Raw genomic sequence first — 26,209 nt, 5'->3', positions numbered from 1 at the left:
ATGCGGCTTAAATCGATCTCGACCGGCGTCTGGACGGCCGTTGCGCTCGTCGTCGCCGTCGCCTGGGCCTTCCCCGTCTACTGGATGTTCAACTCGTCATTCCTGCCCAACTCGGTGCTGCAGTCGGCCACCCCGACGTTCCTGCCCTTCGGCGGATCGTTCGACAACTTCACTGCGGTCTTCGCAGACGGCAAGTTCGTCGCGGCGCTGGGCATCTCGCTGACCGTCACGCTCACCACCGTGGCCGTGGCGCTGTTCGTCGCGTTCCTGGGCGCGCTGGCCATCAGCCGCTTCAAGTTCAAGGGCCGCAAGTCCTTCATCCTGGCGATGCTGCTGATCCAGATGCTGCCGGCCGAGGGCATGTTCATCGCGCAGTACAAGATGATGAGCTCCGTGGGCCTGCTGAACAACGTGCTGGGCCTGACGCTGCTCTACACCGCGGCCGTCATCCCGTTCACCATCTGGATGCTGCGCGGCTTCGTCGCCGGCGTCCCGGCGGAGCTCGAGGAGGCCGGCATGGTCGACGGTCTCTCCCGCACCCAGGCGTTCATGCGCATCACCTTCCCGCTGCTGGCCCCGGGCCTGGTGGCCTCCGGCGTCTACGCGTTCCTGCAGGCGTGGAACGAATTCACCGTCGCCCTGGTGGTGATGACCGAGGACCAGATGAAGACGCTGCCGCTGTGGCTGCGCGGATTCGTGCAGGCCTCCGCCACCCGCGAAACCGACTGGGGCCTGGTCATGGCCGCCTCCATGATGGTCGCGGTCCCGGTGATCATCTTCTTCATGATCGTGCAGTCCAAGATGTCCTCGGGCCTGGTCGGCGGGGCGGTGAAGGGCTGATGAACAACGTGGACTCCTTGAACCCCGCCACCGAGCCGGTGTCAGATCTCCTGTCCGACGCAGGGCTCCGCGCCCTCGCCGCCGGCACCCTGATGCCCGGCTTCACCGGCACGACGATGCCGGACTGGATCGGGTCCGCGCTCGACGCCGGGCTGGGCTCGGTCTGCATCTACGGCACCAACCTCACCTCCCCCGGCCAGCTGGCCGACCTCATGGGCCGGCTGCGCGCCGCGTCGCCCACCGTCCTGCTGACCCTGGACGAGGAGGGCGGGGACGTCACCCGCCTGCACTACCTCACCGGGTCCAACCAGCCGGGCAACGCGGTGCTGGGCCGCATCAACGACCCGGCAACCACGGCAGCCTCCGCCGCCGCCATCGCCGACGAGCTGGCCGCGCTGGGCTTCAACCTGAACCTGGCCCCCGACGCCGACGTGAACTCCACCCCGGAGAATCCGGTGATCGGGGTGCGCAGCTTCGGCGCCGACGCCGCGCTGGTCGCCGAACACACCGCGGCCTGGGTCACGGGCCTGCAGGACGCGGGCGTCGCCGCCTGCGCCAAGCACTTCCCCGGCCACGGGGACACCGCCACCGACTCGCACCTTGCCCTGCCGACGATCGACGTGGACGTCGAAACGCTGCGGGACCGCGAGCTGGTGCCCTTCGCCGCGGCCATCGCCGCCGGCGTCGCCAGCATCATGACCAGCCACATCATGGTGCCGGCGCTGGATGCGGACAACCCCGCGACCTTCTCCCGGGCCATCCTGGGCGAGCTGCTGCGCGGGGCCCTGGGCTTCGAGGGCGCGATCATCACCGACGCCCTGGACATGGCAGGCGCCTGCGCGATCACCGGGATCGAGGTCGCCGCCGTGCGCGCGCTGGCCGCCGGCGCCGACCTGCTCTGTCTGGGCTCGGAAACCTCGGCCGAACGCTACGACGGCATCCTCGACGCGATCGTCGCGGCCGTCCGCGCCGGCGACCTGCCGCTGGAGAGGCTGTGCGACGCCGCGCGACGCACCGCGGAACTGGCCGGAGCCTACCAGCCGGCGGCCCCCGCAGGAACCGGGAAGGCACCGGACTCCGCCACCATTACCGCCGCCTTCGAGGTCTCCGACGCCGCCCGCACCTGGCTGGCCGACCCTGCGCTCCCGGCACTGGTGCAGGTCGGCTCCGAGGCGAACATGGCGGTGGGACACGTGCCCTGGGGCGCCGCCGCGGTCGGCGCGGACACGGACCTCGACGCGGTGGACCGGTACGCGAAGATCGCCCTGGTCGGCCGCGGGCTGGATGCCGGGCACCCGGTCTGGCAACTCGCCGATTCCCTGCGCGCCGACGGCCGACGGGTCGTCGTCGTCGAATGCGGCTGGCCGCGCGGCGGCGCCGACCTCGTCACCTTCGGCGCCTCGCTGACCGTCTCCGCCGCGCTGGCCGGGCTGCTCGACCCGCGGCGCGCCACCCGCGAATCTGCACCTGGAACGAGTGCATGAACCTCGGACTGGACATCGGCGGCACCAAGACTGCCGCCGCGATCCTGCACGACGACGGCTCGGTGGCCACCTTGCACACGGCCCCGTCCGGGCACGGCCCGGGCGAGGTCATCGCGGTGGCGGCGATGCTGGCCAGGGCCGCGATCGCCGAGGTCGCGGCCGCGGGGTTCGCCGTGGCGGGGTTCGCGGCCGCAGGCACAGCCCGCGGCACCGGCCCCGCTGCGGGCATGCCGGCGCGCGGCGAACTGCCGCTCCGCGCCGGGGCGTGCATGCCGGGGCTCGTGGATCCGGCCAGCGGCATGGTCCGTCACGCGGTGAACCTGGGGGTCGACTCCATGGACCTGCGCCGCGGGCTTTCCGAGGCGCTGGGCATGGACGTGAGCGTCGAGAACGACGTGAAGGCGGCCGCGCTCGGCGCCGATGCGCTGCTGCGTGCCAGGTCCGGCGCACCGGGTGTGCCAGCCGCGCCGCCCTCGACTTTCGCCGACGGCCGCACCCTTGCGTACCTGAACCTCGGCACCGGCCTGGCCGCGGCCGTGGTCCGCGACGGCCGAGTGTTACGCGGTCGTGACGGAATCGTCGGGGAAATCGGACACTTTCCGGTGGCCGGCGGGACCCGGTGCAAGTGCGGCCAGTTCGGCTGTCTGGAGACGCTGGCCTCCGGCTCGGCGCTGGACAGGCTGTGGCGGGTGCCGGGGGGCCGCGGGCGCGATCCCTTTGCCGCCGCGGCGTCCGGGGACCCCGTGGCGGCGCACGCCGCGCAGGTGCTCTGCCACGGGATCGCGCTTTCCCTCCAGTTGCTGGTTCTCACCACGGGCGCCGAGCGGATCGTGATCGGCGGCGGGCTGTGCGCGTTGGGAAACGCACTGGAGAACGGGATACGCTCGGAGTTGACCCGTGATGCGGCGGCCTCCGACTTCGTCGCATCGTTGGAGCTGGCCGACCGCTTTGAACTGCTGCCCTCCGACGTACCGGTCGCCGCCCTTGGTGCGGCGCTGCTGCCGGCACGAGATCAGCTTTAGCACTAAGGAACACGTTTACATGGAAGTTTTGATCGTCGATACCCCCGAGGAAGCTGCGGCGTTTGCCGCTTCGGCAGTGCTCGATGGTTTGCGGGCCTACGGCACGGGGAACCCGGTGCTGGGCCTGGCCACCGGGTCGTCGCCGCTGGGACTCTATGCCGAGCTGGCCGCCGCGGCGCAACGCGGGGAAGTCGATTTCTCCGCCGCCCGGGGCTTCGCGCTCGATGAGTACGTGGGCCTGGATGACACGCACGAGCAGTCCTACCGCCAGACGCTGATCCGCGAGGTCTGCAACGTGATCGGCCTGCCCGAGTCCGGGCTGAACGTGCCCAACGGCAACGGGGAAACCGTTGCGCAGATCGCCGAGCAGGCAGCCGCCTACGACGAGGCGATCAAGGCCGCCGGCGGGGTCGACGTGCAGATCCTGGGCATCGGCGCCAACGGGCACCTGGGCTTCAACGAGCCTGCCTCCTCGCTGCGCAGTCGCACCCGCATCAAGCGCCTGGCCGCGCAGACCCGCGAGGACAACGCGCGCTTCTTCGACGGCCTGGACCAGGTCCCGACCCATTGCGTGACCCAGGGCCTGGGCACCGTGCAGGAAGCCGGCCGCCTGGTGCTCATCGCCACCGGCAGCCACAAGGCCGAGGCGATTGCCGCGGCAGTCGAGGGCCCGCTGTCCGCCTCGTGCCCGGGCTCGGTGCTGCAGCTCCACCCGGATGCCGTGGTGGTGCTCGACGAGGCTGCCGCCTCGCGCCTGAAGAACCGTGCCTACTACGACGATGCCGCCGCGGGACTCCAGTTCGGCATCTAGCACCGACCAAAACCTGTTCCGCGCCCGCGGGCGCATGCAAAGAGCCTCATCCCGCCGATGCCAGTCATCGCGGGATGAGGCTCTTTGCGTGTCCACAAGGTGCCGGTTCAGGTGCCGATGCAGGTGCCTGCGAGAGCTACTCGGCGGCGGGCAGCGCCGTGAAATCAAAGTGTCCGGCGGCCTGCCAACCCGGTTCGCTGGCCGGACGCAGCACCGGGATCCCAGCCTCCTCCGCGATCAGGGCACCAGCCGCCCAGTCGAATTCCTGCGTGCCATACTCCGCATAGGCGTCCAGCGTGCCGTCGGCCACCAAGCACAGGTCCAGCGCAGCCGATCCCAACCGCCGCACGTTCGCGAATCCCGGCATGAGCCCCAAGAGTGCGCCGACCTGGAACTGCCGGCGGTCGGCGTCGTAGCCAAAGCCCGTGGCCAGCAATCGGCCGGCTTCCTCCTTGTCGCCACCGTGCAACCGCATCACCGGCCGGGGTCCGGCAGCCGACGGCCCACCGGCCCGGACGCCATCGCGTGGTTCGGCAAGCCAGGCTCCTGAGCCTGCCGCGGCGTAGTACTCGCTGCCCAGGGCGGGCGCATTGATGGCGGCCGCCAGCCAGCGCCCCGTCCCCGGCGCCCCATGGTCGGGACCGTAAACAGCCACCGAGGTGCAGTAGTACACGATGCCGCGGACAAAGTTCGCGGTTCCGTCCAAGGGATCGATCGACCACCGGTAGCCCGACGGCAGCTGCGGGATCGTGCGGCCATATTCTTCGCCGGTGATCGAATCGTTGGGGCGGGCAGCGGCGATGACATCGCGCACCGCCATTTCCGCACGCCGGTCAAAGTCGGTCACCCAGTCCCCCGCGGCGCTCTTGGTGTCCGCATCGACCCTGGACCTGCCGCGCTCGGCCAGCACCGCAGCACCCGCGGCGGCTGCCTCACGGGCGATTTCGAGCAGTTGAGCCACCAGGTCCGTTCCCTCCAACGGGGCAGACGGTCCCCCGGGACTGGCCGAGTGCAGATGCTTTGGGTGCTGGTTCATGTGCTGCTCCTGGGATCGAAATGCTGCTTCTGCGGATCTGTTGCGTATGGTGCGGGATGGCCGGACAGACGGAGCGTGGAACCCATCGCGCCCGGACATTTCGAGCGTACCCAACCTGCACTCGATAACCGTGATCACGGTAAAGGTTCCGGCGCTATGAGTCGCAGGAGGCGTGCAAAAAGACCAGGCTGAGTTGCTGTCGAGGTCACATGAACGGATGTGGTCGGCGGAGTTGGAGGTCGAAGCACGCAGAACACGGTCCGGCCAGCAGCTTTTTCCGCCACGAAATCCGCATGCTAGGTACTGCTTCACGCGCCTTATTGGCTGATACTGAAGACGCCATCGTTATCTTTTGTGCACGTAACGATGGTTTCCGCGCCAAGATTCTTAATGGGATTGACGTTCCCTGCAGCCTTTGGCGTCGCCTGATAGCGGGCCGGTGGTCGGAAAACGAGATGGCACGCTCGTGGCTATGTATCCTCCCCTGACCCTAGATTGACCATTTCATTGGCTAACTTTATTGCTAGTCCCTGCTCAGAGCCGAGTTTCTTCCCGTGTTCAAATGCCGGCAACTGAATCCAGCCAGCCACAACGAAGTTCGTCGGAATCTCTTTGCCCCACGATGCCCGAGTTCTCAGCCAAGACGGGCGAACGTCAAGATTTCGCATACATTCATGTCATGGCTCGTGGAAGTATTGAATCCCCACATGTGCGGTGTCAGACTAGTGCCCTAAATGGTTGCCGTGCCACTTGAGGGGCCTGACAACCATCGGCGACTTTATCTAAATAATCGAACCGAAAACATCGATTAGTCGAGCCCACTCATTAGAAGTGGAGATGCCGAGTCCTCGATCTGCCGGTTTTTTGCAAATCGGGGATCTCGGGGAGAAAACTTATCCTGTTGCGATGACAGATCGTTCCCATGCAATTAAATACTCGCGTAAATTGGAGAGTAGGGAATCAGGGGTTCCCACCATCTCTCACCGGCGATAGCCTGATCGTTCAAAAATACGGCGGCTCATCGATCGAGAATATTGAAGGAATTCAGCGGGTTGCACGAAGAATCGTGGACACCCATCTTGCTGGACATCCTGTGGCCGTGGTTCTTTCGGCCATGGGCGACACCACCGACGAATTATTGGATCTCGCCGCTGGAGTCGCACCGTTGCGGGCATCCCGCGAACTCGACCTGTTGCTGAGCACGGGCGAACGAATCTCGGTTGCATTGCTGGCAATTGCCATTTCAAGTCTTGGGGCTTCCCCCCATGTCTTTACTGGCAACGAGGCCGGGCTGATCACGGACGAGACGCATGGCAAGGCGCGCATCGTCGGAGTGTATCCGCAGCGAGTACGCGATGCTCTCGATCGTGGCGAGATTCCCATTGTGACCGGGTTCCAGGGAACTAGCCGCAGAACCAACGAGGTCACGACTTTGGGACGGGGCGGATCGGATCTGTCCGCAGTTGCCCTGACCGCCGCGCTGAACGCCGGAGTATGCGAAATCTACTCAGACGTTGACGGCGTCTACACCGCGGATCCGCGGATCGTTCCGCTGGCGCAAAAGATCGATATGATCTCCAATGACCAGATGTTGGAATTGGCTGCAGGCGGGGCGAAGGTTCTGCAATTGCGTTGTGTCGAGTACGCTCGACGATTCGGTGTTTCGATCCATGTGCGTTCATCATTCGACCACGGCGAAGGAACGCTGGTAGTTGCTACCCCCACGGACGAGGTCCCTTATCCCGATTCCGAATCCTTGGAACAACCGTTTATCCGCAGTGTCACCGATGATCGTTCGGCGGTGCAGCTCACTGTCACCGGGGTGCCTGATTTGCCTGGCAAGGCAGCGCAGATTTTCCGCATCACAGAGGCTGCAAAGGCCTGCCCAGACATGATCACACAAAATTATGCTGCAGCGGGTCACCGTCCCGATATCGCGTTTACCGTACCCAGCTCCCTGGGACAGCCGATTTTCAAGGCCCTTTCCGAGGCACAGAGCGCCATCGGATTCCACTCGTTGCAGTGCGATGAGGTTGGCAGGCTGTCGCTGATCGGTTCCGGAATGCTCAACGACTCCGGCGTTTTCTGCCGGTTTATGAGTTCGCTTTCAGAAGCTGGAGTCAGCCTTCGGCTAATTTCGAATTCAGATACCCGTATTTCCGCAGTAACGGATATCGGAATGCTGGATCAGGCAGTTCGTGCAGTTCACAAAGAGTTCCGTTTATCCGGTGACTTGCTCATCGGGTAGACGGACGCCAACTAGGTCTTGGCCTTGAGACATCCAAACGTTTCAAGGCCAAGACCGCATCCAACTATTGCTCTAGCGAATGTTCATTCCATGATCCAACTCATCGGCTCCTCAAATGGTTGCCCGATGGCGGGGCTCGCGGTCACAAAACGGACCGCCACCCCAGTCCACCTGGCATCGGATCGACTGAATCCACAGTTCGTCGTACCAGCCCCACTCATGAGAAGCCCTTGCAGGTACCGGGAAACAAATTTTCGCAGCATGGTGAAATGGCCGGGCTCGATACAAGCACGGCCCAAGCCAAATGTTCTGCTCGTGACTTTGAGTTCACGTGAAATGACCACAAGGTTCGTTCCTTAGACTTCATCCGAGATTCGCCAGCCGATCCCTTCGACCAACCGGGAAATTGGAGATGTGGTGGGAATTCGCGAGCACCATGCGGAACGCCCCGTACCGACTTCAACCGCACTTTGCGCGGCCAAAGGCGCCGGAAAACCACCGCGTCCTTTTACCCAAGTAGCAGTCGCTGTAATCGGAGATTTCCATGACCTTCCAAACTGAGCTAGCCGATTTGACCGGTCCGATCGTGTCGGGGCCCGTGCCCGGACCGCGATCCGCCGAATTGCTTGAACGGCAAGCAGCCAGGGAATCCAATGCCCGCACTTACCCTCGGCATTTGCCAATCGCCATCGCTGAAGCTGCAGGTAGCTTTCTCCGAGATGTCGATGGCAATATTTTCATCGATTTTCTTGCCGGGGCCGGAGTACTTTCGCTCGGACACAACCATCCGGAGCTGGTCGGTGCAGCCACGGAGCAACTCTCCGTCCTGACCCACGGGTTGGACTTCCCAACGCCGGCAAAGGACGCCTTCATCGAAGCCCAGCTTTCAATGCTTCCTGCCACCATGCGTGACCGGATGAAGATCCATTTTTGTGGCCCCGCTGGGACCAACGCCGTCGATGCAGCAATCAAGCTGTGCAAGACAGCGACAGGTCGGGGGGAAATCATCAGCTTCCAGGGCGGATTCCACGGCAGTGGAGCCGCAGGCATGGCACTCACGGGCTTGGTGTCTCAAAAAGAGCCTGTGAGCAACGGACTTCCGGGTGTCCATTTCTTCCCGTATTCGTATTGTTCCAGGTGTCCTCTGGGGCTTACCCGGGAGACCTGCAGCACCAATTGCGCCACCTACTTTGAGCATTCGCTCAAGGACGATCTCAGCGGAATCCCTTTGCCGGCCGCGGTGATTATCGAACTTGTCCAAGGCGAAGGCGGAGCAATTCCCGCCACCATTGAATTCGCCCAGCGAGTCCGTGAGGTGACCCGCGAACTGGGGATCCCCCTGATTGTCGACGAAGTCCAGACCGGTTGCGGGCGCACCGGAACCTGGTTCTCCTTCGAGCAGTACGGCATCGAGCCCGATGTCATCGTTGCTTCGAAGGCGCTCAGCGGCATGGGCTTGCCGATTGCTCTGATCTTCTATGACAAGGAGTTGGATGTCTGGGCTCCCGGGGCACACACCGGGACCTTCCGCGGCAACCAACTGGCCTTCGCCACCGGCGTTGAAGCGATCAAGATCATCAAGCGCGACGATGTCATGGGCAACGTCGTCCGGCGCAGCGAACAATGCATGGGTCTCCTTGCACCGCTGCAGCAGCATCCATGGGTAAGGGAAATCCGTGGCAAGGGATTGCTGCTGGGCATTGAGCTGATGCATCCTTCCAGCGGGCTCCCGGCGGGAAACTTGGCCACTGAGGTACAGACCCAAGCGCTCAGCCGCGGGCTGATCCTGGAGCTAGGCGGCCGTGACGGCTGTGTCGTGAGATTGCTACCCCCGCTCAACGTTACCGAGGAGATCATGGAGGCCGCCTGCCGTATCCTGGTCGACTGCATTGACCAGCTTGAGTCGAAGGTCGGCTAGCCACACCGCACCCGCCTAGGTTTACTCGGCCGGTGCAAGCCCGAGATGGAGATCTTCGTGTTCAAGAACAAGCAGGTTCACACCACATCTGAAAAAACCTCCGTGACCGCACCCAAGTCTCTGAGTTTGATGCAAGGTCAGGTCTTGGTGGCTGCCGGCGAAAACCAAAGGGCCCGCTGGCTGCCGGGTGAACGGTTGGATCAGCTCTTTGAGGAACGCTGCGACCGGTTGCGGGAGGCGGGCTTGGGCTCGCATCTGGCCGTTGATTCCGACACGCTCACGCTCACCTACGATCAGTTGGATGGCTTGGCCAACCAACTCGCCCGGTACCTGATCGCGCGTGGATGCCGCCCCGGTGACAAGATTGCATTGCTATTTGATGAGCCGTTGCGATCCTTCGTGGGAATGCTCGCCGTATTGAAGATCCACGCAGCATATGTTCCTCTAGATGCCGGATACCCGGCGGACCGGCTTTCCTACATCATTGCCGATGCCGACGTATCGATGGTGTTGACCTTGTCTCATTTGAGCGACCGGCTTGTGGACGTCATTGCTCCAATTTCTTGTCTGGATAGGGAAGACACACAGATCGATTCCTTCGACGAGGCACGTTTGAGCGCTGTGGAAAAGGGGTCGGCAACCGAGCAGCTTGCCTACATCATCTACACGTCCGGAACCACGGGTCGCCCCAAAGGAGTAGCGATCGAACATGCCAGCATCTGCAATTTCGTGCGGGTTGCCGCCGATTCATACGGTTTCCAGGAAGGAGACCGGGTCTACCAGGGCATGACCATTGCCTTCGACTTTTCCGTTGAGGAAATTTGGGTTCCTTGGATGTCCGGTTGCACGCTGGTTCCCAAGCCGAGCGGCACCACGCTGCTGGGCGCGGAGCTGGCAGACTTCTTGGTTGCCAAACGGATCTCGGCCATTTGCTGTGTGCCGACCCTGTTGGCGACCTTGGATGATGACATTCCCGGCCTCAGGTTTCTGCTGGTGTCCGGGGAAGCCTGCCCCAGAGACCTGATCCTGCGCTGGCACAGACCCGGGCGCCGCTTTCTCAATGTCTATGGTCCAACGGAGGCCACCGTCACGGCGACCTACTCGGTGGTCGATCCAACTCAACCTGTCACCTTGGGAATCCCGCTACCCAGCTACGCGGTGGTCATCCTTGATCCGAGCGAACCACTGGCCCTGCCGGTGGGGACACTCGGCGAAATCGGGTTGGCGGGTATCGGGCTGGCCAGGGGCTATATCAAGCGCGACGACCTAACCGAGAAGGCCTTTATCTCCGATTTCTTGGCGATCGAAAACAACCCTTCGGGCCGGATCTACCGCACCGGCGACCTCGGCCGGATCAACGACGCCGGAGAAATTGAGTATTTCGGCCGAATCGATACGCAGGTGAAGGTCCGCGGCTACCGGATCGAACTCACGGAGATCGAGTCGGTGCTGATGCAGGTTCCCGGCATTTCCCAAGCAGTCGTCGACACCTATGAGTCGGCACCGGGGATGATCGAGCTCGTCGCCTATTACAGCCTGCGGCAAGACACGAAAGCCCTGGACACGGCGAATCTGAGGGAACGGCTCCAATCGCGCTTGCCCAGCTACATGGTTCCTGCATATCTGGAGCATCTGGAAGTCATCCCCATGCTTCCCAGCGACAAGGCGGACCGAAAGAGCCTGCCACCACCGAAGTCACAGCGTTCAAGTTCCAACGCCCAAGAGTACACGGCTCCGACCAACGAAACAGAGGAACTCCTAGCGGCTGCAATGGCCGAAGTCCTCAAGGTCGAGGTCGTATCGACTACGGCAAACTTCTTCACCGATCTCGGGGCCAATTCCCTGTTGCTTGCATATTTTTGTTCTCGCACGAGGAAGAACACTGCCCTTCCCGCGCTTGCCATGAGGGATGTCTACCAAAACCCGACAGTTCAAGAACTAGCCGGGGTGCTTGCTAGCAACAGCTCCGCAGCCGCCCTTCCGGTCACGTATCCCGAGCCAGCCGAAACCAAACCGGCCAGCACCCGCCAATTCGTGACCACCGGGATTCTGCAGGCTCTGATCTTCCTCGCCTACACCTACTCGTTCACCGTCCTCGCGGTCGCCGGATACCACTGGGCGTCGGCGGCGCCGGACGCTCTGCAGATTTGGGCACGGTCGGTCATTTTCACCGTTTCGATGTTTGTCTTGTTGTCGGTGATGCCCATTGCCTTGAAATGGGCAATTGTCGGGCGATGGAAGGAAATGGAAATTCCGGTCTGGTCATTGGCCTATGTCCGCTTTTGGTTCGTGAGGGCGCTCATCAGCAGCAATCCACTTCGAATGTTTGCCGGGACACCGTTGTTCAATGTCTATTTGCGGGCGCTGGGTGCCAAGATCGGGCACGACGTTGCACTGTTCTCAACCTCAGTGCCCATGTGCACGGATTTGCTCACCGTCGGTGACGGCACCGTGATCCGAAAGGACTGCGTTTTCAAGGGCTACCGAGCCGACCGTGGAGTCATCCAGGTGGGGCCGGTGACACTGGGCAAAAACGTCTGGGTGGGTGAGCAAACGGTCATAGACATATACACGGAGATGGGCGACAACTCCCAGCTCGGGCACTCATCGGCCCTGCACCGCGGGCAATCGGTACCGGCCAACGAAAGTTGGCACGGATCTCCCGGACGGTACTCCGGTTTCAACTACAAGTCTGTCGACCCCGCACGGATCACGATGAGAAGGAAGATCACCTACAGCTTCTGGGTCGTGTGCATCCGCATAGTTGGATTCGCTTCCCTCGCAACTTCGCTGATCTCGGCGTTGCTGCCGGACTACCTGCAATCAGGTTTACTCTGGAACGAGACCGGCGGGTTCTTCGCCGACTTGGTGATCATTTCCTTTGGCCTGACAACCGTCGGCATTGTCACTGGTCTGGTGGCAGTGGCCGTCCTACCGCGACTGCTATACCTTCTCCTGACACCCGGCAAGATCTACCCCCTCTATGGTTTCCACTACGCCATTCACGGGATGGTTAAACGACTCACGAACATCTCGTTCTTCACCCACCTCACGGGTGACAGCTCACTGATTCTCTATTACCTGAGCTATCTCGGGTACCACCAGCCGAACCCGGTGCAGACCGGGTCCAACTTCGGGCCCGCCGTCAAGCACGACACTCCTTACACGGTCACCATCGGCTCCGGGACAATGGTGTCGGACGGCCTGTCGGTCATTACCTCCGAGGTATCGAACACTTCGTTCCGCATCGTACCCACCGCCATCGGCGCCAAGAACTTCTTGGGCAACGCCATTACCTACCCACCTACGGGGAAGACCGGCGAGAACTGTTTGTTCGGAACCATGACCATGGTCCCGGTTGACGGTCCCATCCGTGAAGGAGTAGGGCTCCTGGGCTCGCCTCCCTTCGAGATCCCGCGGTCGGTCCAGCGAGATGCCGCCTTCGATGAGATGAAGACGACGGAGGAACTTAAGACGCGGCTTCCCGCCAAGAACCGTCACAACGGCCTCACCCTGGCGATGTTCCTATTGCTACGCTGGTTCGAGCTCTTCCTCGCCCTGTGGATCGGTTCGGTTGTCCTTACCCATTTTGAAGCGGCCGGTGCACTGGCCGTCATGATCGGATTGCTGATCATTGGCGCGGCGTTGGAGGCCATGACCATCGCGATCGAACGCCTCGCCCAGGTCCGCCACAAGTTGGTTCCTACCTTCTCCTCCATCTACGACGTTTACTTTTGGGAGCACGAGCGTTTTTGGAAGTTCATCGCCGGAAGGGCACTTGGCCTGTTCAGCGGCACGCCCTTCAAGTCGATCATTTGGCGACTACTGGGCGTGCGCGTGGGCAAGAGGCTCTTCGATGACGGTTGCGGAATGCCGGAAAAGACAATTGTCACCATCGGGGACGATGTGACCCTGAACTCCGGGAGCGTCCTCCAATGCCACTCGATGGAAGATGGCGCCTTCAAACTCGAGCCCATCACGATTGGCTCCAGGGTCACACTCGGCGTTGGCGCGTTCGTCCACTACGGCGTGACCATGCAGGACGGGTCGAAGCTGGAGGCGGATTCGTTCCTGATGAAGGGATCCGCCGTGCCTGCGGACGGAGTGTTCGGCGGCAACCCCGCGCAGGACCTGTCCGCCTACGTGGTGCGCGATGCGCGGCCGGTCCGGGTCAAGGGCCGGCACCTGGCACGGCGCGCACGGCACGCACGGCTTGTATGACAGCGGCCCCGCCTCCATTTGCAGGAGACGGGGCCGCTGTTTGGCTTCAGCCGGAGGATGAACCGACCGATCGGCCGATCGGTCAGGCCTCGGGGTTCGGGCGTCCCTCCACGGCCTCGGGCCCGCCGTCGAGCAGCAGCTTGAAGCCCTCCTCGTCGAGCACCTGCACGCCCAGGCTGATCGCTTTGTCCAGCTTGGACCCCGCGGCCTCGCCGGCCACCAGGTAGGCGGTGTTCTTGGAGACCGAGCCTGCGGCCTTGCCGCCGCGGATGATGATCGCTTCCTTCGCCGCATCGCGGCTGTAGGTCGGCAGCGTCCCGGTGACCACGATGCTCATGCCCTCGAGGTGCTTGGTGATCGACTCGTCCTGCTCGTCCTTCATCAGCACCCCGGCGGCTGCCCATTCGTCGACGATCCGGTTGTGCCAGCCGACGGAGAACCACTCGATCAGCGCGTCTGCGATGATCGCGCCGACGCCGTCGACCTCGGCCAGCGCCTCGCGCGCGTCCGGGGCGGCGAGCTGCTCGCGGATGGCATCCATCGACCCGTACTTGGTGGCCATGGCGCGCGAGGCGGTGGGACCCACGTGCCTGATGGACAGCGCCACCAGCACCCGCCACAGCGGCTGGGACTTGGCCTTGTCCAGCTCCGTGAACAGCTTCGCGGTGGTCTTGGACGGGACGGATTCCTTCTTGGCTGTGGCCTTCGTGTAGAAGTACGGGACCAGCTGGAACTTGCCGGTGCCCGCGCCCTTGGAACGGATCTCGCGCCACACGTTGACGCCGGCCAGCGCCTCGCGCAGGGCCGGGTCCGGGTAGCTTTCCGCCAGCGCGAAGACCTGCGACTCGGAGGTGATCGGGCCCGGGCCGGCCGGGGCGATCACGCCGCCGTTCTCCGCAGGGTCCGGGCCCGGGCCGACGGTGAGCGCCTGCGCCGCCTCGTAGCCCAGCGCCTCGATGTCGAACGCGCCGCGCCCGCCCAGGTGGGCGACGCGCTCGGTCAGCTGCACCGGGCAGGACTCGGCGTTCATGCACCGGATGTCCACGTCGCCCTCCTTGGCCGGGGCCAGCGGCTCGCCGCAGGAGGGGCAGGTGGTGGGCATGACGAACTCGCGTTCGCTGCCGTCGCGCAGCGCCAGCACCGGGCCGACGATCTCCGGGATCACGTCGCCGGCCTTGCGCAGGATCACCGTGTCCCCGATCAGCACGCCCTTGGCCTTGACGACGTCCTGGTTGTGCAGCGTGGCGCGCTCCACGGTGGAGCCGGCGACCTTGACCGGTTCCATGATGCCGAACGGGGTGACCCGGCCGGTGCGGCCCACCTGCACCTGGATGTCCAGCAGTTTGGTGTTGACCTCCTCGGGCGGGTACTTGTAGGCCACGGCCCAGCGCGGCACGCGGGAGGTGAAGCCCAGGTTGCGCTGGATCTCGAACGCGTCGGTTTTCACCACGATGCCGTCGATCTCGTGCAGCAGGTCGTGGCGGTGTTCGCCGTTGGCGGCGATGAACCCCAGCACTTCGTCGAGCGTGTCGACGACCTTGGAGTACGGGGAGACCGGCAGGCCCCAGGAGGCCATCAGCGCGTAGGTCTCGGACTGGGTGGCGGTCTCGAGCCCGGCACGCACGCCCAGGCCGTGCACGAACATCTTCAGCGGGCGCTTGGCGGTTTCCGCCGGGTCCTTCTGGCGGATGGAACCGGCCGCCGCGTTGCGCGGGTTGGCCAGCGGGGCCTTGCCGGCCTCGATGAGCGCCTCGTTGTAGGCGGCGAATTCGGCCGAGGGGATGAAGATCTCGCCGCGCACCTCCACCTCGTCGGGCCAGTTCTCCCCCGCCAGCTGGGTCGGGATCTCCTTGATGGTCAGCACGTTGTGCGTGACGTCCTCGCCGGTGGTGCCGTCGCCGCGGGTCGCCGCGCGCACCAGCTTGCCGTTGCGGTAGAGCAGGTTCACGGCCAGGCCGTCGATCTTGACCTCGCAGAGCCACTTCAGGTGGTGCCCGGCGGCACGCAGCGCCGCGTTGGCCATGGTCTTTTCGCCCCAGGCCACGACCTCCTCCAGCGAGAACACGTCCTCCAGGGAGTACATGCGCGAGAGGTGCTCGACCGGGGTGAAGGCTGCGGAGACCTCGCCGCCGACTTCCTGGGTCGGCGAGTCGTTGGCGACGATCGCGGGGTGCTGGGCCTCGATGAGTTCCAGCCGCGAGTACAGCTGGTCGAACTCCGCATCGGAGATCAGCGGCGCGTCGTTGTTGTAGTAGGCGGCGCGGTGCTTGCGGACCTGGTCGATGAGGTCATGGTACTCGGCGCGCAGGGCCTCGCTGGGCAGGCCGTCGCCGGAGGCTAAGTCCACGGTCGGGTCGGCACCCGGGATTGGCTCCGGCTGCTGGGTCATGGTTGCGGGCTGGGTCGCTTCTTGGTGGCTCACCCTCCCATTTTGCCCCACGATCGCGCCTCGCGTGATGACGTGGCCGCCATTGCGGTGCTCGTGCGTGGCGTGGCAGGGGTGCGGAGGGGCGGCTCAGGCGGCCTGGCCCGGCTCCGAAACGTCGACGATGACCACCGAGATGTTGTCCCGGCCGCCGCTGGCCAGGGCCGCGTCCACGAGCCGGGCCATCGCCTCGGCGCGGTCCGGCGTCTCGTTGAGGATGCGCTCGATGCCGGCTGGATCGACCTCGCCGGTGAGTCCGTCGCTGCACAGCAGGTAGCGGTCCCCGGCCGCCAGCTCGTGGAACTGCGAGTCGGGAACCGAGTTGCCCCCGGCACCCAGCGCGCGGGTGATCAGGTTGCGTTGCGGGTGGATGCGGGCCTCGGCCTCGGTGATGCTTCCGGCGTCGATGAGCTCCTGCACCGCCGAATGGTCGAGCGTCAACTGGGTCAGCCGACCGTCGCGCAGGCGGTAGCCCCTGGAATCGCCCACGTTCAGCAGCATCAGCCGCACCGCGGGTTCCTCGCCCGGCTCGGGGTCCCGTGATGGATCGCCCTGGGGAACGGCACCTTGGGTTGCCCCGCGCTGGTTTTCGGGGGTTTGTTCCCCGCCATCCAGCCGCGTCACGGCGGGGGTTCCGGCGCCCGCCGCGGGCGTGTAGGGCAGCACGTCGGTGGTCGGCGCCGGCTCCGCGGGTCCCGCCGCCCCGTGGTGGAACACCGCATCGCCGGGATGCACATGCGCCTCCTGGACCGCATCCAGGTAGCGCGCCGGGGACACCTCCGCCTGCGGCGCCGCGGCGGCATCGGGTTGGACAGGCAGCTGAATCGTGGTGACGGCCGCGGGCTTTTCCTGCGGCCAGGTGCCGCCGCCGGGTTCGCAGCTGACCAGGGCCAGCGCGCAGAGCGTGGTCCCGCCGCGGGAACCGATGGCATCGCGGATCATCGCGTCGGCCCGCTCGACCTGTGCCAGCACCGCCTGGGCGTGCGGAAGCCCGGTGGGCCCGACTCCCGCCGGGTCCACGGCGATCTGCGCCAGGGTCTCGATGCACAGCCGCGAGGCGAGGTCCCCCGCCTCGTGTCCGCCCATGCCGTCGGCCACCGCAAAGATGCTCCGGGCGCTGAGGACGGCGTCCTCGTTCACGGCGCGCCGCAACCCGATGTCGGTCAGTGCAGCGCCGTGGATTCGGCCCATCTGCGTGTGCATGTCAGTCCAGCACCAGTCCCGTTCCGGTTCCCGGGGCCAGGCGCACCGGGTTGATGTCGCCGAAGCCGCGCACGGCCGTGGTTTCCAGCGGGTGCAGGACAAACCTGTCGTCGCCGGCCAGCGTGGAGGCGGTGAGCTCGTCGGTGAGCACCGTGCCCGGCTCGGCCAGCGAGGTGAGCCGCGCCGCGAGGTTCACGGTGGGCCCGTAGATGTCGCCCAGCCGCGAGAGAATGCGGCCCCAGACCAGCGAGACGCGGGTGTTGGGCAGCAGCTCGTCGGCCGCGAACTCCCGGGACATGGCCAGCGAGATCAGCGCGCCGGCCTGCGGGGTTTCGGCGACGAAGAGCACCTCGTCGCCGATGGTCTTGACCAGCCGGCCGCCGCCGACGGAGATGATTTCCGCGCACTTGGACTCGAAGCGCTGCACCAGCTGGGCCAGCGTGCGCTCGTTCATGCGGCGGGACAGCGAGGTGTAGGAGACCAGGTCGGCGAAGCCCACGGCGCGGGCCAGCGGCAGCGAGATGTCGTCCTCGGAGCCGTCGCGGCCCTCCTCGGAGGCGGCCAGCCCGGTTTCCGCGCGCACCGCCAGGCGGTGCACGGCGGCGTTGAGCTGGCGGCGCCAGGAGTACACCAGCATCTGCTCGATGGGGTCGATCAGGTCCGGCAGCAGGTTCACCAGGTTGCGCCGGGCCTCCGGGTCGCTCATCTTCTGGTTTTGCACCATGTCCTCGACCAGCGCCTCGACCTGCCAGACCACCATGCGGTCAGTCATCTGGCCGATCGAGCGGGTCAACGAGATCGCGGTTTCCTCCGTGAGCATGCCCTTGCGGACCATGCCGAGCATCAGCTCCAGGGCGCCCTCGTCGACCTCGGTGAAGAAGACCTCCTCGTCCCCGAGGTTCGGGAAGCCCAGGGCGCGCCAGATCTTGCGGGCGGAGAGCAGCGAGACGCCGGCCGCGGCCGCGACCTCGCGTCGCTTCATGGTCCGATCGGCGCCCAGCAGGCGGCGTTCGAGTTCGCGCACGGCGTCGCGCGAGGAGGCAGGGGTCGTCTGGTCGACCTGCTCGGGGCGCCTCATGGCCGCCGCGAGGTCGGCGATGGGGTCGGCGAGCGCCGGCATGTCCCGCGCAGCCTCCGGTGCCGGTGCTTCGGCGCCGCCGAGGTCCTCGCCGTCGCTCGGCTGGCGCATGGCCTGGGCACGTGCCGCATCACGGGCAGCGGTGGGTGCAACGGGCTGTGAACCCGTTGCCTGCGACCGCTCACTCATGCTCAGTCCAATCTCTTTGCTGTGGGTGCGCTGGTTGATCCTGTTCAACGCGCTCTTCCATGTTTACACCATCAACCCGGGGGAAGTGTGGCAGGGCGGTTATCGCGCCGATGCCAAGCTCCCGCATTTTCTGCACGGCGGGCACGTGCGGGATGTTGATTCGCTGTTCGGCCAGCACGATCTGCAGCGTGCCCGGTGCCTCGTACGGGGCGCGCCTGCCCGTCAGCGCCACGATGTCCTGGATCGCGTAGAGGCCGATGGATCGCTGGCCGGCGGCGGATCGGCCGCGTTTTGTCACGATGCGTTCGGTGGTCAGGTAGGTGTAGGTGCCGGCCCAGCGGACCAGCGGGCGCAGGCACCAGATGACCAGCAGCACGCAGAAGACCACCGCTAGCAGGGCGAGCAGCAGCGGGCTGGCCTCGGCGGCCCAATCCGGCAGGTCGGTGCGGATCAGCAGCCCGGCCAGGAAGCTGGTTGCCGCCAGCAGGAGGAAAAACCGCAGCAGCGCTCCGCGCAGCGCGCGGGGGTGCGCGCGCGTCTTCACGATCACGCGTTCGCGCATTTCCAGTATCAGCTTCACGTCCGGCTCCTTCGGCCCCACACCGGTTGTGTGTGCCGGTCTATCCCTACCCATCCATCGTAGGGCCAGTGCACCCACGCTTAGGCCAGAACCCCCCGGTTCTCCACGTGTTTTGCCGCTCCTTAGACGTAGCTGCCGTCGCTGCGGCGCAGGTGGAACACGTCGGCGGCCAGCACGTGGTGCAGCTTTCCGGCCGCGTCTCGCAGAACCAGCGCGCCCTCGGCGCCGAGGTCCTCCGCCGTGCCGCGCAGCACCGTGCCGTCGGGCAGGTGGGCGTCCACCTCGTGCCCGATGCTCACCATGTGCCGGGCGATGGCCTGCCGCAGCGACACCCGGTCCCCGGGGCCGGGCTCATCCGCATGCCCGTGCACCGCGGCGAATCCGGCGTAGAGCTCGGCGACCCGGTCCAGGTAGCCGGCCATCAGTTCGGTCCGGTCGGTGGTGCGGCCCCCCAGCAGGGCGACGCTACCGGCCGTGGGAACGGGCAGCTCCGCACGGTCCTGGCTGACGTTCAGCCCGGCCCCGACCACCACCGCGGGCCCGTCGGCCGTGAGCACCAGTTGCGCCAGCACGCCGCAGAGCTTGTGGCCGCCGGCGACCACGTCGTTCGGCCACTTGAGTCCGGCCGCCAGCCCCGCCCGTTCGGAGAGCGTCCGCACCATGGCCGTGGCGCAGAGCATCGAGAGCCAGGGCAGCCCGGCGGGGTCGAATCCCGCGTCCGGGCGGAAGTAGATGCTGACGGCCAGGGCGCTGCGGTCGGGGGTTTCCCAGCCGCGACCGAGCCTGCCGTGCCCGGCCTCCTGGTGCTCGGTGGTCTCGACGCTCAGGTGGGCCAACCGCCCGGCCTTGGCCCGCTCCACGAGGTCGTCGTTGGTGGACCCGGTGGCCCGGCTGACCCACAGCTCCCCCATGCCGCGGCTTTTCATCGCTTCCCGCACGCGGGTTGCATCGAGGGGCGGACGCTGGACGGGTGCTGGTTCGGGGCTCATGGGCACAAGCCTAGCCACCTCCGCGCCGGCCGGCACCCCCGGGTGCGGCGGTCAGAGGAAGATGTCGGGGACCAGCCGGTCCTCGGGTGCGCCCATGGAGTAGCCGCCCAGGTCGGCCACCCCCGCCGCCGCCAGCACCGCTTCGTCGGTGAAGAAGTTCCCGCTGCAGGTCCCGGCCGGGCTGGTGAGGATGGCGCGGGCGGCATCGGCGACGATGTCCGCGGACCGAGCGGCCTTCACCAGCTGCTCGCCGCCGGGCATGTTGCGGATGGCTGCGGTGTCGATCAGCGTGGCCGGCCACAGCGAGTTCACGCCGATGCCCGATTCACGCAGTTCCTCGGCCAGGCCCAGGGTGGTCAGCGACATGCCGTACTTGGCCATGGTGTACGCCAGGTGCGCGCCGGCCCACTTGGGGTCAAGGTTCAGCGGCGGCGACAGCGTGAGGATGTGCCCGTTGTCGCTGGCGCGCAGGTGCGGCAGCGCCGTCTTGGAGAGCAGGAAGGTGCCGCGCACGTTGATGTCCATCATCAGGTCGTACTTCTTCATCGACACGTCGTCGGTCTTGGAGAGGTCGATCGCGGAGGCGTTGTTGACCACCACGTCGATCCCGCCGAAGCGTTCGACCGTCTGTGCCACGGCGCCGAGCACGTCCTCGTCGTTGCGCACGTCCCCCACGATGGCCAGCGCGGCGCCGCCCGCCGCCTCGATCTGCGCGGCGGCGGTGTGGACCGTCCCCTCCAGGGAGGCATGGGCCGTGCCGGTCTTGGCCATGATGGCCACATTGGCGCCATCGGCCGCGGCGCGCAGGGCGATGGCCAGGCCGATGCCGCGGCTCCCCCCGCTCATCAGGATGGTCTTGCCCTTCAGGGATCGCGCGTTGGCGGCGATGATGTCGCGTCGTGGTTCACTCATGTGACACACGTTACGCCACGCGGCACCCACAAGCTACCCGCCAGTAACTTGTTTTATGGACGACTCGGCCCCCAACACGGAGCGATTTTGTAGGGTTCCTACACACAAATCGACCCAAACCCTCACTAGACTGGCCGAGGTGGCATAGTTATTGTGCCTTTCCTACTACGCAACTACCCCAAGGGAGCCCCGGGATGACCCAGAGCCGCATCGACGACCTCACGGAATCGATCGACCTGTCGACCACGGCCGGCAAGATCGCCGAGTTCCGCCGCCGCGAGGCCCTCGCGCAGGCCCCCTCCGGGCAGGACGCCATCGAGAAGCAGCACGCACGGGGCAAGCACACCGCCCGCGAGCGCATCGACATGCTGCTCGACGAGGGTTCCTTCATCGAGTTCGACGCCCTGGCCGTGCACCGCAGCAACGCCTTCGGCATGGAGAAGAAGCGCCCGCTCGGCGACGGCGTGGTCTCCGGCTACGGCACCGTCGACGGCCGCCAGGTCGCCGTCTACTCGCAGGACTTCACCGTCTACGGCGGCTCGCTGAGCCAGGTCAACGGCGAGAAGATCGTCAAGGTCCAGGAATTCGCGATGCGCAACGGCTGCCCGGTCGTCGGCATCAACGACGGCGGCGGCGCGCGCATCCAGGAGGGCGTGGCCTCGCTGGCCATGTTCGCGGACATCTTCCGCAACAACGTGCACGCCTCGGGCGTGGTCCCGCAGATCTCGCTGATCATGGGCCCCTGCGCCGGCGGCGCCGCGTACTCCCCGGCGCTGACCGACTACGTGATCATGGTCGACAAGACCAGCCACATGTTCATCACCGGCCCCGACGTCATCAAGACCGTCACCGGCGAGGAAGTGGACATGGAGACCCTGGGCGGCGCCCGCCAGCACAACGCCACCACCGGCACCGCCACCTACCTGGCCACCGACGAGCAGGACGCGATCGAGTTCTGCAAGGAACTGCTTGAGTTCCTGCCCTCCAACAACATCTCCGAGGCCCCGTCCGTCGAGTTCGACGAGGAACTCGAGCTCACCGCCGAGGACCTCGAGCTCGACACGCTGATCCCGGACTCGGCCAACCAGCCGTACGACATGCGCAAGGTCATCGAGCACATCGTCGACGACGGCATCTTCCTGGAGATGCAGTCGCTCTACGCGCCGAACGTGATGATCGGCTACGCCCGCGTCGAGGGCTCGACGATCGGCATCGTCGCCAACCAGCCGATGCAGTTCGCCGGCACGCTGGACATCGCCGCCTCCGAAAAGGCCGCACGCTTCGTGCGCCACTGCGACGCCTTCAACATCCCGATCCTCACCCTGGTGGACGTCCCGGGCTTCCTGCCGGGCAAGGACCAGGAGTTCCAGGGCATCATCCGCCGCGGCGCCAAGCTGCTCTACGCGTACGCCGAGGCCACCGTGCCCAAGCTGACCGTGATCACCCGCAAGGCCTACGGCGGAGCGTACATCGTGATGGGCTCCAAGAAGCTCGGCGCGGACATCAACCTGGCCTGGCCGACGGCGCAGATCGGCGTCATGGGCGCCCAGGGCGCGGTCAACATCCTCTACCGCCGCGACCTTGCGGCGGTTGCCGCGGAGGGCGGCGACGTGGAGGCACGGCGCACCGCCATCATCGAGGGCTACGAGGCGGAACTGCTCAACCCGTACCAGGCGGCCGAGCTCGGCTACGTCGATGCGGTCATCGCCCCGAGCGACACCCGCCTGCAGATCGTGCGCGGCCTGCGCGCCACCCGCGACAAGCACGCGGCGCTGCCGGCCAAGAAGCACGGGAACATCCCGCTGTGATCGGCAACCAGCACCAGGCTCCGGCTGAGTCCTCCCTGCGCTTCACGCACGGCGCCCCGACCGCCGAGGAAATCGCCGCGGTCACCGCGGTCGTCGCGGCCATGCAAAGCGCGGGTTCGGCCGCCGAGCCGGAGACCCGTTCCGGCACCGTGCGCCGCAGCCGCATGCAGCGCCGGCGGCTGCTTGCCACCGCCCCGCAGCCGTGGCGCTCGGGCCGCCGCTAACCCGAGACACCCCCTGCAATCCGCCGTCGGCGGGATGCAGGGGGTGTCTTTTTTAACAAGCGGGCGATCCCGCTCCGGGTTCCGGGCAGGCCTCCACCCGCGGCGGGCATCACAGCGCTGGACCGCAAAGCCTCGGCCGATGGCAACCCGTCGAAACCTTTAACGATAATGATTCTCATTTACTGTATGGTGTGAAGCGTGAAAGCTTCCCCGATAACAGCCCTGAACCCTCCGCGCCCCGTGGCGCCCGCAGCGTGGCGGCGGCACGGCGCCACCTGGTTGCTGTCCGCCGGCATCGTGCTGGTCATCCTGATCTCAGCAAGCACCGGGCCGCTGGCCACCAGCCTGCCTGAGGCCGCGAAGATCATCACCGGGCACCTGGTTCCGGGCATGGCGTGGATGAACGACGGCACCATCACGGTCTCGCAGGACCAGGCCGTCTGGAACTTCCGCCTGCCGCGCACCCTGCTTGCCGGAATTGCCGGGGCTTCCCTGGCGCTGGCCGGTGCGCTGCTGCAGACCAACGTCCGCAATCCGCTGGCCGAGCCCTACATCCTGGGCGTCTCCGCCGGAGCCGGGGTCGGCGCTGTGCTGGCCATCGTGGCGGGCTCCACCGCCGTGGCCGGGCTGGGCCTGAACGCGGCGGCCTTCGCGGGGGCCGCAGGGGCCACCGTGTTGGTGTACCTGCTGGCCCGACAGGGCGGGATGATCGCACCCTCCCGGCTGATCCTGGCCGGAGTCGCCCTCGGGTCGCTCCTGGCAGCCGTCACCAACTTCCTGACCATCACCACCGAGGCGCAGAACGTCTACAGCGTGCTCTTCTTCCTGCTCGGCAGCGTCTCCGCGGCCAGCTACCCGCAGCTCATCCTGCCCGCGCTCGCCCTCGCGGGAGTCGGGGTCTATGCCATGCTGCGCTCGCGGGCCCTGAACGCCATGCTCGCCGGGGATGAAACTGCCGTCGCGCTGGGCGTGAACGTCACCTCCATGCGCCGGACACTGCTGCTGGCCACGGCCCTGCTGACCGCCACCACCGTTGCGGTGTGCGGCGGCATCGGCTTCGTGGGCCTGGTGGTTCCGCACGCGGTGCGCATGATCGTCGGCTCGGACCACCGGAGGATGCTGCCGCTGGCCATCGCCGGCGGCGCGCTCTTCCTGATGTTCACCGACCTGCTCGCCCGCACCGTGGCCCAGCCGGCCGAGATCCCGCTGGGCATCCTCACGGCCGCGGTCGGCGCCCCGTTCTTCCTCTGGCTCATGCGCACCTCCGGCGCCCGCGCGGCGGGGGTGGACCGATGAACGTCTCCTTCGAGAATGTGTCCGTCACCCTCGGGGGCCGCCGGATCGTGAACGACGTTTCCCTGACGGTGCCCTCCGGCACGGTGCTGGGCTTGCTCGGCCCCAACGGCTGCGGCAAGTCGACGTTGCTGCGCACCCTGTACCGCGCCCGGAAGCCCTCCTCCGGGGTGGCGCGTGTGGACGGGGCGGATGTCAGGTCGCTCGACGGGCGCGAGCTGGCCCGGCGGATCGCCGTCATGGCCCAGGAATCCACCCAGGAGTTTCCCATCACCGTGCGGGAGATGGCGATGCTGGGCAGGGTGCCGCACCAGCGCGGATTCGGCTCCGACTCCCCCGCCGACCACGACCTCATCGACGCCGCGCTGCGCGAGGTCGGGGCCGCGCACCTGGCCGTGCGCTACTTCGCCGGGCTCTCCGGCGGGGAAAAGCAACGCGTGCTGCTGGCCCGGACCCTGGTGCAGCAGACCCCGGTGCTAGTTCTGGACGAACCCACCAACCACTTGGACATCTCCTTCCAGCTCGAGCTCATGTCGCTGGCGACCTCGCGCGGGCTCACGGTGCTCACCGCCCTGCACGACATGAACCTGGCGACCGAATTCTGCGACAGCGTGGCCGTGCTGCGGGCGGGCGAACTGCAGGCCGTCGGCCACCCTGACGAGGTGCTCGACGAGGACGCCATCCGGGCCGGCTTCGGCGTCGACTCGCGCAGGATCGAGCATCCGCTCACCGGCCGGCCACTGATCGCCGTCGCCCGGCTCGCCCGGGAGCAGGTGCATGCGGCGCCGGCGATTGCTGCTCCCGTGGCTGCTGCTCCGCAACGACATTCCGACCACGAACCCAAACCAAAACAAGGAACTCGCATGAACAACAGAAACCTTCTTCTCGCCTCCGGCCTGCTGCTGGGCGGAACCCTGCTGGCCGGATGCGGCCAGGCGGTCTCCGCCACGGCGCCGACGGAATCCGCCGGCGCCGCGAAAACCATCGAGAACTGCGGCCGCACGCTCACCTTCAATGCGGTGCCGCAGCGTGCCGTGGCCATGACGCCGGGCCAGTCCGAGATGCTGGTGCGTCTGGGCCAGGCGGACAAGGTCGTCGCCGAGGCCCAAAGCAAGGGCCGGGCGCTCACGCCCGAACTCGCGGACCTCGGCACCGCCACGCAGTTGAGCGAGCAGGGACCGCCCTCGCGCGAGGTGCTGCTGGGCGTCACCCCGGACCTGGTCTACTCGCCCACCGGATACGAGTTCACCGCGGAACAGGGCTTCGCCGGCATCGACCAGCTCAAGGCCGCCGGCGCGCAGGCCTACATCGCCACCGCAGGTTGCCCCGAACGCCGCAGCAGCGCCGAGGTGACGGACCTGCTCACCGACATCGAGAACATGGGTGCGGTATTCGGCGTCGACGGGCAGGCATCGACGCTGGCCGGCGAGGCACGGGGAACCCTGGACGGCGTCACGCAGCGGGTCTCCGGCCTGGCGAAGCCCACCGTGGCCGAGCTCTTCGTGGAGGGCAACACCATCGCCGCGATCGGCGCGGGCATCGAGTACAACATGATCGAGGTCGCCGGGGGCGAGAACGTCTTCAGCCCCGACGACAAGGCGTTTGCCCAGTTCTTCTCCTCCGTCATCTCCCCCGAGACGCTGGTCGCCAAGAACCCTGAGGTCATCGTCTTCACCACGATCGACAAGGCCCACGAGCAGGCCACACGCGACTTCCTGCGCACCAGGTTCCCGCAACTGGACGCCGTGAAGAACAACCGACTGGTGGCCATCGACTCCGACGACGTCATGCCGGGCACCTGGGGCAACCTCCGGGCCGTGGAGCAGATTGCCGCCGGGCTTCACCCCGACGCGTTCTAGGGCCGCCGCCCCGCAACACCTCCCGTCGCCTTCGGGGTCCGCCACGTGGCGGACCCCGAAGGCATTCGT

The 26,209-nt window shown here is 66.2% G+C and carries 18 protein-coding genes; 11 read left to right on the top strand and 7 right to left on the bottom strand.

Annotated elements, in window-relative coordinates:
- Genes ACFY5D_RS16210 through ACFY5D_RS16195 form a run of 4 tightly spaced genes read left to right on the top strand, consistent with a single transcriptional unit; the run spans nucleotide 1 to nucleotide 4,157 of the window.
- Nucleotides 1–840, top strand: a complete 840-nt coding sequence (locus ACFY5D_RS16210; protein WP_387532022.1) for a carbohydrate ABC transporter permease — start codon at nucleotides 1–3, stop codon at nucleotides 838–840.
- The gene (locus ACFY5D_RS16205) at nucleotides 840–2,324 is read left to right on the top strand and encodes a glycoside hydrolase family 3 N-terminal domain-containing protein (protein ID WP_387532019.1); all 1,485 of its coding nucleotides are present in this window, start codon (nucleotides 840–842) and stop codon (nucleotides 2,322–2,324) included. The genes ACFY5D_RS16210 and ACFY5D_RS16205 overlap by 1 nt, the downstream gene beginning before the upstream one ends.
- Nucleotides 2,321–3,346, top strand: coding sequence for an ROK family protein (locus ACFY5D_RS16200; protein ID WP_387532017.1), 1,026 nt, complete (start codon nucleotides 2,321–2,323; stop codon nucleotides 3,344–3,346). Before ACFY5D_RS16205 ends, ACFY5D_RS16200 begins: the two co-directional genes overlap by 4 nt.
- A gap of 19 nt (nucleotides 3,347–3,365) precedes the next feature.
- Entirely contained in the window at nucleotides 3,366–4,157 is a 792-nt protein-coding gene (locus ACFY5D_RS16195) for a glucosamine-6-phosphate deaminase (protein ID WP_387532014.1), read from the top strand.
- Between the two features lie 136 nt (nucleotides 4,158–4,293).
- Here ACFY5D_RS16195 and ACFY5D_RS16190 read toward each other — a convergent pair whose 3' ends face one another.
- Nucleotides 4,294–5,193 carry an inositol monophosphatase family protein gene (locus tag ACFY5D_RS16190; RefSeq protein WP_387532011.1) on the bottom strand — a complete coding sequence of 300 codons (900 nt, stop codon included), beginning with the start codon at nucleotides 5,191–5,193 and terminating at the stop codon, nucleotides 4,294–4,296.
- A 922-nt stretch (nucleotides 5,194–6,115) separates the two neighbouring features.
- Between ACFY5D_RS16190 and ACFY5D_RS16185 the strand changes: the two genes are divergently transcribed.
- The 3 genes from ACFY5D_RS16185 to ACFY5D_RS16175 all read left to right on the top strand — a co-directional run bounded on the left by ACFY5D_RS16185 (nucleotide 6,116) and on the right by ACFY5D_RS16175 (nucleotide 13,580).
- Nucleotides 6,116–7,441 (top strand): aspartate kinase, encoded by a 1,326-nt coding sequence (locus ACFY5D_RS16185; RefSeq protein ID WP_387532008.1) that lies wholly within the window; start codon nucleotides 6,116–6,118, stop codon nucleotides 7,439–7,441.
- 544 nt (nucleotides 7,442–7,985) lie between these two features.
- On the top strand, nucleotides 7,986–9,359 hold the full coding sequence (locus tag ACFY5D_RS16180; RefSeq protein ID WP_387532005.1) for an aspartate aminotransferase family protein: 1,374 nt from the start codon (nucleotides 7,986–7,988) through the stop codon (nucleotides 9,357–9,359).
- A gap of 57 nt (nucleotides 9,360–9,416) precedes the next feature.
- Nucleotides 9,417–13,580 carry a Pls/PosA family non-ribosomal peptide synthetase gene (locus ACFY5D_RS16175; protein ID WP_387532002.1) on the top strand — a complete coding sequence of 1,388 codons (4,164 nt, stop codon included), beginning with the start codon at nucleotides 9,417–9,419 and terminating at the stop codon, nucleotides 13,578–13,580.
- 82 nt (nucleotides 13,581–13,662) lie between these two features.
- Here ACFY5D_RS16175 and ligA read toward each other — a convergent pair whose 3' ends face one another.
- From ligA to ACFY5D_RS16145, 6 genes are all read right to left on the bottom strand, one after another.
- A complete protein-coding gene (gene ligA, locus ACFY5D_RS16170) occupies nucleotides 13,663–15,969 on the bottom strand; it encodes an NAD-dependent DNA ligase LigA (RefSeq protein ID WP_387532095.1) in 2,307 nt (768 codons plus the stop codon).
- A 126-nt stretch (nucleotides 15,970–16,095) separates the two neighbouring features.
- A complete protein-coding gene (locus ACFY5D_RS16165; protein WP_387531999.1) occupies nucleotides 16,096–17,208 on the bottom strand; it encodes a PP2C family protein-serine/threonine phosphatase in 1,113 nt (370 codons plus the stop codon).
- 1 nt (nucleotide 17,209) lies between these two features.
- Nucleotides 17,210–18,475, bottom strand: coding sequence for an adenylate/guanylate cyclase domain-containing protein (locus ACFY5D_RS16160; protein ID WP_387531996.1), 1,266 nt, complete (start codon nucleotides 18,473–18,475; stop codon nucleotides 17,210–17,212).
- Complete coding sequence (locus ACFY5D_RS16155) at nucleotides 18,468–19,055, bottom strand: hypothetical protein (protein WP_387531994.1); 588 nt, start codon at nucleotides 19,053–19,055, stop codon at nucleotides 18,468–18,470. Before ACFY5D_RS16155 ends, ACFY5D_RS16160 begins: the two co-directional genes overlap by 8 nt.
- 122 nt (nucleotides 19,056–19,177) lie before the next feature.
- A complete protein-coding gene (locus tag ACFY5D_RS16150; protein ID WP_387531991.1) occupies nucleotides 19,178–20,044 on the bottom strand; it encodes a biotin--[acetyl-CoA-carboxylase] ligase in 867 nt (288 codons plus the stop codon).
- Between the two features lie 51 nt (nucleotides 20,045–20,095).
- Complete coding sequence (locus ACFY5D_RS16145) at nucleotides 20,096–20,956, bottom strand: SDR family oxidoreductase (RefSeq protein WP_387531988.1); 861 nt, start codon at nucleotides 20,954–20,956, stop codon at nucleotides 20,096–20,098.
- Nucleotides 20,957–21,150: 194 nt separating this feature from the next.
- Here ACFY5D_RS16145 and ACFY5D_RS16140 point away from each other — a divergent pair, with 194 nt between their 5' ends.
- From ACFY5D_RS16140 to ACFY5D_RS16125, 4 genes are all read left to right on the top strand, one after another.
- Nucleotides 21,151–22,764, top strand: a complete 1,614-nt coding sequence (locus tag ACFY5D_RS16140) for an acyl-CoA carboxylase subunit beta (protein ID WP_387531986.1) — start codon at nucleotides 21,151–21,153, stop codon at nucleotides 22,762–22,764.
- Nucleotides 22,761–22,988, top strand: a complete 228-nt coding sequence (locus tag ACFY5D_RS16135) for an acyl-CoA carboxylase epsilon subunit (protein ID WP_387531983.1) — start codon at nucleotides 22,761–22,763, stop codon at nucleotides 22,986–22,988. Before ACFY5D_RS16140 ends, ACFY5D_RS16135 begins: the two co-directional genes overlap by 4 nt.
- A gap of 198 nt (nucleotides 22,989–23,186) precedes the next feature.
- Nucleotides 23,187–24,284: a FecCD family ABC transporter permease gene (locus ACFY5D_RS16130; RefSeq protein ID WP_387531980.1), complete on the top strand. Its 1,098-nt coding sequence runs from the start codon at nucleotides 23,187–23,189 to the stop codon at nucleotides 24,282–24,284.
- Complete coding sequence (locus tag ACFY5D_RS16125) at nucleotides 24,281–26,140, top strand: ATP-binding cassette domain-containing protein (RefSeq protein ID WP_387531977.1); 1,860 nt, start codon at nucleotides 24,281–24,283, stop codon at nucleotides 26,138–26,140. The genes ACFY5D_RS16130 and ACFY5D_RS16125 overlap by 4 nt, the downstream gene beginning before the upstream one ends.
- Nucleotides 26,141–26,209 lie beyond the last annotated feature (69 nt).

Origin of the sequence: Paeniglutamicibacter sp. NPDC012692, from assembly GCF_042901625.1 — a bacterium.
Classification (GTDB): Bacteria; Actinomycetota; Actinomycetes; order Actinomycetales; family Micrococcaceae; genus Paeniglutamicibacter.
Note: the sequence above shows the minus strand (reverse complement) of the source record. Positions and strands in the feature narration are given on the sequence as shown.